The organism is Candidatus Zixiibacteriota bacterium, from assembly GCA_026397505.1.
Lineage (GTDB): Bacteria > Zixibacteria > MSB-5A5 > GN15 > PGXB01 > JAPLUR01.
On the sequence record JAPLUR010000032.1, the window covers coordinates 21274 to 32751 of the forward strand.

13 protein-coding genes are annotated in these 11478 nt (G+C 47.6%); 3 read left to right on the forward strand and 10 right to left on the reverse strand.

The features are described 5' to 3' along the window. Positions 1-7 precede the first annotated feature (7 nt). The 9 genes from NT002_01505 to tcmP all read right to left on the reverse strand — a co-directional run bounded on the left by NT002_01505 (position 8) and on the right by tcmP (position 8786). Positions 8-1237 carry a hypothetical protein gene (locus tag NT002_01505; GenBank protein ID MCX6827949.1) on the reverse strand — a complete coding sequence of 410 codons (1230 nt, stop codon included), beginning with the start codon at positions 1235-1237 and terminating at the stop codon, positions 8-10. 372 nt (positions 1238-1609) lie between these two features. Next, complete coding sequence (locus tag NT002_01510) at positions 1610-1864, reverse strand: cold shock domain-containing protein (GenBank protein MCX6827950.1); 255 nt, start codon at positions 1862-1864, stop codon at positions 1610-1612. A 96-nt stretch (positions 1865-1960) separates the two neighbouring features. Further along, entirely contained in the window at positions 1961-2425 is a 465-nt protein-coding gene (locus NT002_01515; protein ID MCX6827951.1) for a hypothetical protein, read from the reverse strand. A gap of 2 nt (positions 2426-2427) precedes the next feature. After that, entirely contained in the window at positions 2428-3387 is a 960-nt protein-coding gene (locus NT002_01520) for a PorV/PorQ family protein (protein MCX6827952.1), read from the reverse strand. Between the two features lie 57 nt (positions 3388-3444). Further along, complete coding sequence (locus NT002_01525; GenBank protein MCX6827953.1) at positions 3445-3936, reverse strand: LptE family protein; 492 nt, start codon at positions 3934-3936, stop codon at positions 3445-3447. Between the two features lie 48 nt (positions 3937-3984). Beyond that, the gene (hutI, locus tag NT002_01530; GenBank protein ID MCX6827954.1) at positions 3985-5250 is read right to left on the reverse strand and encodes an imidazolonepropionase; all 1266 of its coding nucleotides are present in this window, start codon (positions 5248-5250) and stop codon (positions 3985-3987) included. 19 nt (positions 5251-5269) lie between these two features. Continuing rightward, positions 5270-6922, reverse strand: a complete 1653-nt coding sequence (gene hutU / locus NT002_01535; GenBank protein MCX6827955.1) for a urocanate hydratase — start codon at positions 6920-6922, stop codon at positions 5270-5272. 123 nt (positions 6923-7045) lie between these two features. Further along, the gene (locus NT002_01540; protein MCX6827956.1) at positions 7046-7960 is read right to left on the reverse strand and encodes a radical SAM protein; all 915 of its coding nucleotides are present in this window, start codon (positions 7958-7960) and stop codon (positions 7046-7048) included. Then, positions 7902-8786 carry a three-Cys-motif partner protein TcmP gene (tcmP, locus tag NT002_01545; GenBank protein ID MCX6827957.1) on the reverse strand — a complete coding sequence of 295 codons (885 nt, stop codon included), beginning with the start codon at positions 8784-8786 and terminating at the stop codon, positions 7902-7904. Before tcmP ends, NT002_01540 begins: the two co-directional genes overlap by 59 nt. A gap of 151 nt (positions 8787-8937) precedes the next feature. On the opposite strand from tcmP, the gene NT002_01550 reads away from it, so the two are divergent. The 3 genes from NT002_01550 to NT002_01560 are packed head-to-tail and all read left to right on the forward strand — an operon-like array spanning position 8938 to position 11023. Continuing rightward, positions 8938-9618, forward strand: coding sequence for a hypothetical protein (locus NT002_01550; GenBank protein MCX6827958.1), 681 nt, complete (start codon positions 8938-8940; stop codon positions 9616-9618). Positions 9619-9639: 21 nt separating this feature from the next. Further along, positions 9640-10179 carry a DUF4416 family protein gene (locus tag NT002_01555; GenBank protein MCX6827959.1) on the forward strand — a complete coding sequence of 180 codons (540 nt, stop codon included), beginning with the start codon at positions 9640-9642 and terminating at the stop codon, positions 10177-10179. Further along, positions 10169-11023 (forward strand): hypothetical protein, encoded by an 855-nt coding sequence (locus NT002_01560; protein ID MCX6827960.1) that lies wholly within the window; start codon positions 10169-10171, stop codon positions 11021-11023. The genes NT002_01555 and NT002_01560 overlap by 11 nt, the downstream gene beginning before the upstream one ends. Before the next feature lie 173 nt (positions 11024-11196). Here NT002_01560 and NT002_01565 read toward each other — a convergent pair. Next, positions 11197-11478, reverse strand: a 282-nt coding sequence (locus NT002_01565) for a dockerin type I domain-containing protein (protein ID MCX6827961.1), incomplete at its 5' end; no start/stop codon positions are given.

Sequence of the window (11478 nt, forward strand, 5' to 3'; positions counted from 1 at the left end):
TAACTCACTATCCCATCACCGTAAAAAATTTGGAGAGCTGGAAAATATTAAAAGTTTCCAAGATAATCCCGATCAAAATAGATACCAGAATGATCGCCTTGCCCATGTCCTGACCCTTGAGCGAGCCCAGGAGCTTCGGTTCGCGCGACAAATAAGCTGAAGCGGCGAATAACTCCTCGCCAATAAGAGTATAATCGCAGGCGGCAACAAAAAATGGCAACTGCGAGGGCTGGCCTGTGCCGGCAATCTGTATGGCGCCAATAGAATTCCCCGTTTCAGACAATATCAGCGATTCGGCATAAAAATTACCCATAAGGAATATGGTTGCCGGCTTTTCTCTGACCACCATGCCGTCGATACCGGCTGCATATCCGAACTGGTCATCAGTCAAGTAATGCACCTGTTCATCGCGAAAGGAATCGGGACGCCCGGCCTTTGCATAAGCTTCTTTGACAATCTCTTTGGCCGTGACCATTACCAGGGAACGGCTGACCGGCACTTCAATCCAGGTTTCATATTCGGCCGCCAGTTGCGCCACGCGTCCCAGGATAGTAACACCGGCAATGGTCTGGACATTATCCATATCCGAAGTGCCGGGTATGAAGAAGATCTTCTTCCCCATTTCGGTGGCTCTGCCTACTGCCTCATCGACGGCATCCAGTCCCGCGATTTTGCGGATAAACAGCTTCTTCCCGGCCTTAGCCTGATTTATGAAATAGACAATCAATGTGCAGAGAATAATCATTCCGACAAAGACATTGAGCCGGCGGAAATCAAACCATTGAGCAGAGGATCTGACCGGGCCGACAGTATCCGATTCCGAAGTTACCTGCCAGCTTGTCCGCCCCTCCAATTTCACCGAGTTCACCGCCAAAATCTTATAAAAATAGTCTTTATTATCATTGGTGCCATTGTCCATATATTGATTGGATTGAGCCGGAACCTCGCCGATTTGGTCAAATGGTCCCTCCTGCTTTTCAGCCCTAAGGATTTTATAGGCAACAACTTTGCCATCAACATGATCATCAACCGAAAGGTCCCAATTAATAACAACCGCCCCGCCGGCATCATCGGGATTGTCTTTGGCCAAAACATTCCTGACCATGACAGGTGTCACATCAGGAGGGGGTGACTGCAAAGAATCGGTGGCTACGTCAGTCGCCGGGGTTTGACCGAAAAGCAAACCTGCGCCGAGGAAGAGAAATGCGCTTAAGATTATAACGGCCTTGACTTTCAATGGTCCCTGATTCCTACAAAAAATCCTCACAGTTGCAAGACGATTCAACCGTGAGGTTAGTTCAACCCTATTAAAAAACGTGACAAACTTCTTTTCATATCTCAACCGCTAACCCGCAGAAGCCCGGGCAACCAGTCTCCATTCCATAAGCTAAAGGTTTTTTAATTTAACCAAAGCCACTTACTCTGTCAAGCCAAAAATCGCTTGAACCACCAGGCCGTGACAACTATTAATAACTTTTCATAATCTTCTTGACAGAAAGCCCCCCCTTGCGTAGATTATTAACGGAAGCTTGCCGTTTCAAAGATTCTTCCGGGGATCCCCCCCTCTATCCCCGCGAATCAGTTTGGTGAGCTTCCAATTTTTTTTGGTCTAATCTTTGAAGAGTTTATCTCCGGGGTGAACCTTAACGGCTTCTTCACAGTCGGAGGCAAGGCTGAGATGAAACGCTCGGGAGCCTCGCGGACCCTGGTTAATATCAAAGACCACCTCATCCCCTTCTCTCAAATCCTTGAACTGCACTCTGCGCAACCAACGTTGATGAAAGAATATTTTCAATCCCTCTTCCGACTCAATAAAGCCATACCCCTGGGATCGTTCAATAGATTTAATTTTGCCTCTATTCATACCAGATGCCCTATTCCCAGTGCCGGGGAAATCAGTGCCGAACCAATTTTAATAAATCCTGAGTTCTTTAGAAACCGCTTAACTCAGAAAAGCCGATTATTTGCCGGGCTGAACGGTCTTAAAGCTATAGATTTTCCAGCGTCCGTTCGATTTGTGTAATCCAAATTTATTATAGTATTGAATATCGGCCGCCTTGTCGATGAAAGAAACCTCAACGTAGGCAGTATCGCCCTTGATCTCGGTCTCACCCACAACCCTCTGCATTGAAAACCAGCGGGTCTTGGTCAGACCGCTATCGACCATGTCGCTGAGGATATCCTCCGGATTATAGAAAACGCGGGGATTATCCGTCTGCAGGGCATAGTCCTGATCTCTTATCATCATCAGGGCCGGAAGGTCAACGAGACGCGGGATAGCGGCCCGGTCATTCCGTTCCATGGCACCAAAAAGCTTGATAACCACATCCTTGGGATTCTGATTGCTTTCAGTGGAGCAGGAAATGATTCCCAGAAAGATTCCCCCAAGCAACATTCCCATGAAGAATAATTGAATGTACTTCAAGATTATTCAAAGCCTCCCGTTAAAGTAATGCGGTGACTCGTGCCCAACTCCGCCTGAGGCGAAATAGTATATGATATCTGCATCCTTTTGTATTCGATACCAAATCCGCCCGAAAATCCGGCCAGGTTGTCCTTGTTGGAATCGGTTTTATAATTGTCACCGTAACTGGTCCACCCGAGCCGCAGGAAAAGCGGTTTCAGATTCAGATATTCGCCACCAATGGAAAAATAAATATCATTATCAGTCGGCAGAACGACATCGGCGGCAAGCATTAAAGGAAGCCCTTTCGGGCGCGTGGAGACTCCGCCTTTGAAGCGAAGCGGCAGGGGGTCCTTTTCGGAACCGGTTGTAAATCCGCCGAGTTGAGCGCCAAGATTCTGAATCATCAAACCACAACTGGTGCGACGGTTATTGAAAGTCCAGATTCCTCCGAGGTCGACCGCAAAACCGGTGGCGGAGTATTCATCGACTTTTTCATAAATGAATTTTGCCGCGCCGCCCAGCTTGAGGTTCTTATTGACCGCCGCCGCATAACCGACACCAAAAAGCATATCGCTGCCCGAGAAAGCCCCCCGCTCAACGCCAGCGCTGTCAGTGCGGATAAAATCACCATAATTGAGGTAATTGACATAGGCAAGGAGTTTCTTCCCCTCCCCCAGCGGGTGAACATATCCCAAAAACCCGGATTGCATATCGAAAATGCTATTATGATACCCAAGGATGAAATGCTTTCCCTCCAATTCGGCCACACCGGACGGATTATAATAGAGGGCCGCTTCATCATTGGCCACGCCAGTGAAAGCCCCGCCCATGGCGGTGGGTCGCGCGGCCACTTCGATTTTCAGAAAATTAAAGACTCTCGTTCCCCCCCGAGAGTTATCGGCTCCGGCCTGCGTAATTGCGACGAGTAGAACAAACACAAGCACCAACAGCGGCAAATTAAGATTTCTTGAAATTTTCATCGATTTCCTCTTCGTATAAAGCAATATAAATCTTTGTCGGACAGTGTCAAATAAAAATTACCAGCTTTTGGTAGTACGATTGATTATATCTACAACCAGCTTGTCCGCCGCCCGAACCTGGCCCTCATCTTCGGTTTCGCTCCGGGAATCATATATCCCTTCACTGATAAACCGCTCCTTCCAAATTTCCTTTTCCGCCCTGGGGTCGTTCAGAACCACATCAAATACGACGGTGACGGCATATTGAGAGACAGTATCAGACTCGGTGTATTCTTTCGCTTTCCTATCATAGCTGGTCAAAGTTCCTGACAGAACAGCATCGGCCTTATCCGGCGAAACCACTTTGAGAGTGCCATCGGCAATAAAGGCATCAACAACCAGATCGGTCATTCGACTGGATAGACCGGATTCAACCGTTTTATTCTCAAACTGAGTGATGGCAATGGTCTTGACGGATGATTTCCCTCCTGCCGAAAAGGAATATATGCCGCATCCGGCACCGACGACGGTTGAGAAAAATGCGATGTATAAAATAATATTTCTGAACATCTGTATCTTAAACAATATTACCCTGATGGCGGTTTCATGGAATCGCAGTTATCCCGCCACTACTTTTCCCCGTTTGATCACTTTCTGGGCCAGATTGACCCCGTAATGATAGGGAAGCTCCCGGTAATCATTCATATTCCAAATGACCATATCGGCCTGAAGACCCGGCCGCAGACGACCGAGACGGTCTCCGCGGCCAATCGCACAGGCCGCATTAACGGTCACCGCCGAGAGAGCCTCGGCCGCGGACATTTTATAATGTATGGCGGCCAGCGTAATTATTATTTGAAGCGATTCGGTCATACTGGAACCGGGATTACAATCGGTGGAAAGAGCAACGGTAACCCCCGCATCTATCATTTTCCTGGCCGGTGCAAATCGTTCCAGGCCAAGCGAGAAGCAGGTGCCCGGAAGCAAGACGGCCGCCGTTCCTGATTTGGCCAGGGCATCGATTCCTTTGTCCGATATATAGACAAGATGGTCGGCAGAGATTGCGCCCATTTCGGCGGCCAGTTCGGCGCCGCCCGAGGAAGTCAATTCATCGGCATGAAATTTCAGTTTCAGACCGTTATTGAGGGCGGCCTGCATGATTCGGCGCGATTCGGCCACACTGAACACCCCCTCCTCGCAGAAAATATCGCAGAATTCCGCCAGCTTTTCTGAGGAAACCCTGGGAATCATTTCCTCTATAAGAAGCTCAATATATTTTTCGCGCTCGTCCCGGTATTCATCGGGAATCTCATGAGCCCCGAGAAAAGTAGGAATCGCCTCGAGCGGATGCAAATCCCGGAGATCTCTGATTATTTCGAGCGATTTTATCTCGGATTCGGTGGAAAGACCATATCCGGATTTTGCCTCGATCGTAGTCGTTCCGGAGGCGAGGATGGTATCAAACCGCCGCGTTGTTTTTTCGGTCAGGATCGGGATCGGCGTCTCGCGCAGGTCGCGCACCGAGGCGCGAATTCCGCCGCCGGCGGCGGCGATTTCCATGTAGCTTTTCCCCTGAATCCGCATCTCAAACTCGTTTTCCCGCGTCTTCGAGAAGACCGGATGAGTATGCGCATCGACAAAACCGGGAGTGATCACACAACCTCGGGCATCGATCACTTTGCAGCCCTCGGCCGGATTGACCCGCCCGAAAATCTCTTCCGATTTCCCGAAAGCCAGGATCTCCTCTCCGGCCGCGGCAATACCGCCATCTTCTATCAGGCCCAAATCCTGCATCTGATTTCCCTTGCGGGGAACCCGGCCATCCATAGTGACAAGTTGGCCGACATTTTTTATTAAGAGGGTCGCTTTCTTTTCCAGAGCCATGGCAATTGATAGAATGAGGTTATTTCAGCATGGGGATATTGATTTTATTTTTCTTGGCGAAAGTGAGCGCGTCTTTATATCCGGCGTCGGCATGGCGCATCACGCCGGTACCCGGGTCATTGGTCAGGACGCGATTAAGGCGCACCTGCATCTCTTTGGTACCGTCAGCCACAATTACCATGCCGGCATGAATCGAGTTACCAATGCCGACCCCGCCGCCATGATGAATGGAAACCCAGCTGGCGCCCGAGACAGCATTGAGAAGGCCGTTGAGGAGGGGCCAATCGGCGATAGCATCGGAGCCGTCTTTCATCCCCTCGGTTTCGCGATTGGGAGAGGCGACCGAGCCGCAGTCGAGATGGTCACGCCCAATGACAATGGGAGCCTTGATTTTTCCCTTTTTGACCAGATCGTTGATAATCTCGCCGAAATGGGCCCGCTCACCATAACCAAGCCAGCAGATTCGGGAAGGTAATCCCTGGAAAGGCACTTTCTCTCTGGCCAGTCTTATCCACCGACATAGCGACTTATTCTCTTTGAATTCGCTGAGTATCACCTCATCGGTGATATGGATGTCGGCCGGATCGCCTGATAGGGCGGCCCAGCGAAAGGGGCCCTTGCCGCTGCAGAAAAGGGGACGAATATAGGCCGGTACAAATCCGGGGAATTCGAATGCCTCCTTGAGACCTCCCTTTTCGGCCTGGCCCCGCAGATTATTTCCGTAATCGAACACTATCGAACCGGCGCGGAGGAACTTCACCATCGCCCCGCAATGCTTTACCATCGATTCATACGAGCGGGCAATATAGTCGCGCGGACTGGTGCGCCGGAGCCGATCCGCTTCGGTGATTGTCAGCCCCTCGGGGATATAACCATTCAATTCATCATGAGCTGAGGTCTGATCGGTGACGATATCGGGGATAATGCCGCGGCGGAAGATTTCCGAGTAGATTTCGGCGCAGTTGCCAACCAGTCCGATTGATATCGGCTTTTTCTCCTTGATACTATCTTTGATCAGTTTTATCGCCTTATCAAGCATTTTGACTTTGATATCGCAGTATCCGAGTTTCAGCCGGCGATTAATCCGCTCCTCATCGATTTCGACACAAAGTATGGAAGCGCCGTTCATGGTTCCCGCCAGAGGCTGGGCGCCACCCATCCCGCCCATCCCCCCGGTAAGTATCCAGCGGCCGGAAAGGTCATTTTTGAAATGGGTCGCCCCAACGGAAGCAAAAGTCTCATATGTTCCCTGGAGGATTCCCTGAGTGCCGATATAAATCCAGCTTCCGGCGGTCATCTGGCCATACATAATGAGCCCCAATTTCTCCAACTGGCGGAATTTCTCCCAGTTGGCCCAGTTGGGAACCAGGTGGCTGTTTGCTATCAGCACCCGCGGGGCATATTCGTGAGTCTGGAAAATCCCGACCGGTTTTCCCGACTGAACCAGAAGCGTCTCATCATTTTCGAGCGATTTGAGCGATTTGACTATGGCATGATAGCATTCCCAATTGCGGGCAGCTTTTCCCGAGCCGCCGTAAACAATCAACTCTTTTGGTTTTTCGGCAACTTCCTCATCAAGGTTATTGTTGAGCATTCTTAAGGCAGCCTCCTGTGCCCACCCTTTGCAGGAAATCTTATTGCCATGCGCGGCTTTAACGGGAACATATTTCATAACGGTCTATCCTCCATAAGGAGATAAATATATAGGAATGCCCACTATTTGGCAACTTAATTTCGCTTCTCCCTAATTAGGCAATGGAATGGTTGAAAATTGGTATAATCAAGAATTATCGAATCACTTAGAAATTATCCCGAAAAAGGGGCTGGATGATTCCAGTGTAGCTTCTGGAGCTATAATTGAGGCACAACGGGGACGAGTATAGGTTCCTTTTTTAAAATAGTATCGAATTCTATTCTTGACACAGAACTCACGAATTTGACAGCATTGCTCATTATAATATTCTTTATGATTTTCGTAGCCAGTAGAGCAAGAATTATAATTTAGCCGCCCGAATATGATTTTATTCGTGAAGGAAACCCTATCCAGTATTTCGCTGATGTTCTGCCTAATTATGTTTGGTGTCGGATATGGTTCCATGCTCACCCATGTTTTTGCTCCCTTCTTGCCCAATAGTTCCAGGCTCCTAATCCTATGGTACCATTTGGCTGAAAACGGCTCAAAACGTTTTTGATATTCGGACATAATCGAGACAATTGTGATGCCATATTCATTTTCTGGATTTGAAGCACAGTTAATCAACGTGGACGGATAGAGCCCCTTGGTCAATGTGGTGACTGGTATTCCATTGTCATTTAATAGTTTAATTATTTGTAATGACATTTGAGAGACTTCAGGAAATCCATACATGAAGGGGTCAGACATAAAACATAGATGAACAAACTTAATTTTCGTTTTAAATCTTGGGATTTCATGCTCAAGCAACTCTATGGCATTACCCACCAACTTGGGTTTGATCCACTCTTTATATGATTTGACCCTGCCAAATCGCATGGACATCCGCATCGCATAGCAGGGATAATTGCACCCATGAGCACAGCCCTCGATATGATTGACCGTATAATCACCATATTCAACGGCCGTCCTGTAAAGCAACGATTTTCTAATAACCGTTTGCATATTGTCCGAATACTTAATTTCTGAAGAGATCATTCTGCCTATCTCTTCCTCTTCTGAAATATTTCCTGGCATCGCGCCAAAATTTCAATCCCAATTCATTCTTACTTGCATAGATTAAGTAGTAAATAATTCCGCCCGTGCGTGTGGAAATTGGCTCAGCACCTTCAAAATCATCTTCCACATATGTCAAACCAAGTCTATCTCGAAGATTATCCTTATAATATGGCAACATTTTTAGTTTATCATCCGGCCAGTCCTTGGTTCCAAAGAATAAATCAGCTTTTTGATTTCCCGATCTGTATCTCGCCTTATTTCTTTTTAAATCTAAGACGGCAAAATTTAATATTATATCCAAATGGGGGAATGCGGCAAGTTTTTCCAAAGTCGAAAAATGCACGTCAATGCCATTTGGGTCTATAAAGGCCACCGTAATTGATCTTTCCTTCTGGATTTTATTCAGTACTTCATCAATTCCCTTGTTAGCATCAAGATTAAGTATATCGTATTTGGGTTTAAAATCGAGCCTCTCGGTAATATTTTCACACCTTTTGCGCAATATTTCAGAAGTAGACACCATTGCATCTACAAAAATATAATGTGTAAAAGGGTATTCCAAATTTAATGCAAGCAAAGTGGAACCATATTTGGTTTTATGATTTTCTCTATTGCCGCAGATTCCTGGCCCGGCAAATAAATCGATATAATTCCGACATAGGAATTGATTCCTCATTGCCTTGGAAAAAGTACTAAGGTAATATTCGAGAATATCTAGCTTTTCAAATGTCCCTTGATGACAACATCTGATTGGTAATCCGTCGAGAGCCTTGATGTTATCGCAAAGGCACTCATTGTCTCTGCGATCATTGTCAGAACATTTAGTGCATGAATCAAATTTCATTATTCTCACCAACTCTGGACGAATTATACACCGTTTATCGCTAAGAAGTCAATACTATAAAGAAAATCACATTTTTGCGATTATTTTGATGCAAAGCCGCTATTATCGCTAATTACTTTGATTTCCCAAGTGTGATGATTATAATCCAAAAATGACAGTGTTGACGGAAAAAAGTAGACTTCAGCAGATTGCCCTTTCGGGCGACGCCGCCCTTTTCGGCGCCTGCCGGGTGGATGAACTTCGGGTGTCTTTTCATGACGAAATCAGGAAAGTCTCGGAGAAATTGAACACGGCCATTTCTATCGGTGTGCCGCTGGCCGGCGCCGTGCTCGAAACTTTGATTGACCGTCCCAACCAGATTTATAAAGCTCATTACCGTCAGGTCAATGCCATTCTTGATGATACCGCTTTCGCAATTGCTTCCGAAATCGGCAAATTGGGGTATCAGGCGCTTCCCATTCCCGCCTCAATGGTGCTCAAGCGGTATCCGATGACGGCGCACCTCTCACACCGGGAAATTGCTTTCAAAGCCGGCCTTGGATGGTGGGGACGAAACAACCTCCTGGTTACCCCCCAATTCGGCTCGCAGATCAGACTGGTGACGGTTCTGACCGACATGGAGTTTGAACCTAATACTTTCATTGAAGATGACTGCGGGGACTGCTACAATTGCATGGGCGTCTGTCCGGCCGCAGCGATTGCGGATACCAAAGAGGGATTTATTCTTCAGGCCTGTTCGGATAAACTTCAGGAGTTTTCCCGTACGAATGACTACGGCACCTATATCTGCGGCCTCTGCTTGAAAGCATGTCCAGGCAAGGGGCGGCTATAAAAGCAATTTCAGGAAGTATCTATGGGAAGAATCAAGAAACCTCTGCCGGCCAAACTGATTGTCTCGGCCATTTATTCTCATCCGGAGGCGGTCGCATCGGCCATAATCCATCTGGAGAAGAAATTCGGCCGCATTGAGTTGGAAACGGAGGAATTGGATTTCACCCACACCGATTACTATCAGGAAGAAATGGGCGAGAACCTGAAACGGAAATTCTTTGCCTTTGAGCGACTGGTGCCAAGAGACCGTCTGGCCGAAATCAAAAGCTGGACAAATGAACTGGAGGCCAAATTCGGCGATAAGGTCGGCGATTTCGTATTCCGGACGGTCAATCTTGACCCCGGCCTGCTCACTCTCGCGGGACTGACTTTAGCCTCGACCAAGGATTTTGCCCATCGCATCTATCTATCTGATGGCATATATGCCGAAAAGACGCTTATTTATCAGAATAAGGTCTTCACCACTCTTCCCTGGACATACGCGGACTACCGGGAGACGCGAGTGCTCGAGTTTCTCAGTCAGATAAGAGAGACAATGAAAAGGATGGAGTTTGAAGATTAGCGTTTTTTTATTGTTCGTGCTTCTGCTTCTTATGGGCGGATGCGACGATTACTCTTACCCGACCGATGGTAACAATCCGCCGCTGCCGCAGGGACCGTATCCAATTGAGACGGAGGTTTCATTAACCCCCGACCGAGAATATATCTACTATATATCGACCGATACGGTCGTTTCGGGAAAAAACGGCATCTATCGGGCCAGGGTCAGCATTCCGGTGAGGGAACCGGTGTTACTGGGTGACAGCCTTCATTCGCCGGTCGTGTCTCCGAACAGCAGGAGCCTGGCCTACATCGATTCGGGAAGAGTTCATTATTATAATCTGGTTGACAAAGTGGTTCAGCCTTCGGCATTGATCGATAGTTTTGAGTCGATAATTTTTGTCAATGATACCTTTCTCGTGGCTGCCCGCGATAGATGGCTTTATCTGGTCAACGAGAAACAGCAAACTTCCACATTCTTTGCCTATGGCTGGGATCCTACCTTTGTTGCCCGGGATACTTTCGTCTATTGGAAAGGATTTGACAGTACCTACATTATCATCAGAACCGATATTGACAAATCATATCCACAAACCCTATATAATCTTAAGACCCAGGCCACACCCCGCTGGCCGACCTTTGATAAAGGGTTGAATAGAATAGCGTATGGTGTGGAATGGCATCTGGAGAAGCATGTTTATGCCGTCCAGGTCAATGACTCCGCTCATTTTATCGCGGACGTCGAATATTCCAAACCATATCTTATAGATTACAATCGAGTGATTTATACCGGGCCGGATGGCCGTTTCTACCAGTCTGATTTTTACGGCGAAAAGTCCTTCCCTTTCATTTATATAAAGCGATAATTGTCAAATTTCGAGATAATGTAAGAGGGGAAATCGGAGGAACTGACAGTAGTTTAGAGTTTTCCTTTCTGCCTGGTTTCCCTTTGTTTGGTCTTGATTCCCCCATTTAATAGAATTCAGGAAGCTATCACGAGGACAGCTTCCTGAATTTTTGGATCTCAAAAACTACCGGATCACATTGGTCCGCAAATCGGAGCGGGACCCATCTTGTAGAGGAAGTTTATGAGATAAGTAACGTCCTGAATGTTGGTTACACCATCGCCGTTCGCATCTGCCTCAGGATATCTCCCAGGACCACCCTGACAAGGAGGCTTAGGACCATCCTGATACAAGAACCTGATGAGGTAAGTAACATCCTGAATGTTGACGATACCGGTATGGTTGACATTGCCGGCCAAGACACAGCAGGTGCTACTGATATTAACCTGAATCACCCGCGAACCGGTCGCCTTGCC

Coding starts and splice junctions, on each gene's coding strand:
- hutU (MCX6827955.1), bottom strand. CDS start 6,922: ATGAAATATGTTCCCGTTAAAGCCGCGCATGGCAATAAGATTTCCTGC.
- hutI (MCX6827954.1), bottom strand. CDS start 5,250: ATGGCTCTGGAAAAGAAAGCGACCCTCTTAATAAAAAATGTCGGCCAA.
- NT002_01550 (MCX6827958.1), top strand. CDS start 8,938: ATGACAGTGTTGACGGAAAAAAGTAGACTTCAGCAGATTGCCCTTTCG.
- tcmP (MCX6827957.1), bottom strand. CDS start 8,786: ATGAAATTTGATTCATGCACTAAATGTTCTGACAATGATCGCAGAGAC.
- NT002_01525 (MCX6827953.1), bottom strand. CDS start 3,936: ATGTTCAGAAATATTATTTTATACATCGCATTTTTCTCAACCGTCGTC.
- NT002_01510 (MCX6827950.1), bottom strand. CDS start 1,864: ATGAATAGAGGCAAAATTAAATCTATTGAACGATCCCAGGGGTATGGC.
- NT002_01555 (MCX6827959.1), top strand. CDS start 9,640: ATGGGAAGAATCAAGAAACCTCTGCCGGCCAAACTGATTGTCTCGGCC.
- NT002_01540 (MCX6827956.1), bottom strand. CDS start 7,960: ATGCCAGGAAATATTTCAGAAGAGGAAGAGATAGGCAGAATGATCTCT.
- NT002_01520 (MCX6827952.1), bottom strand. CDS start 3,387: ATGAAAATTTCAAGAAATCTTAATTTGCCGCTGTTGGTGCTTGTGTTT.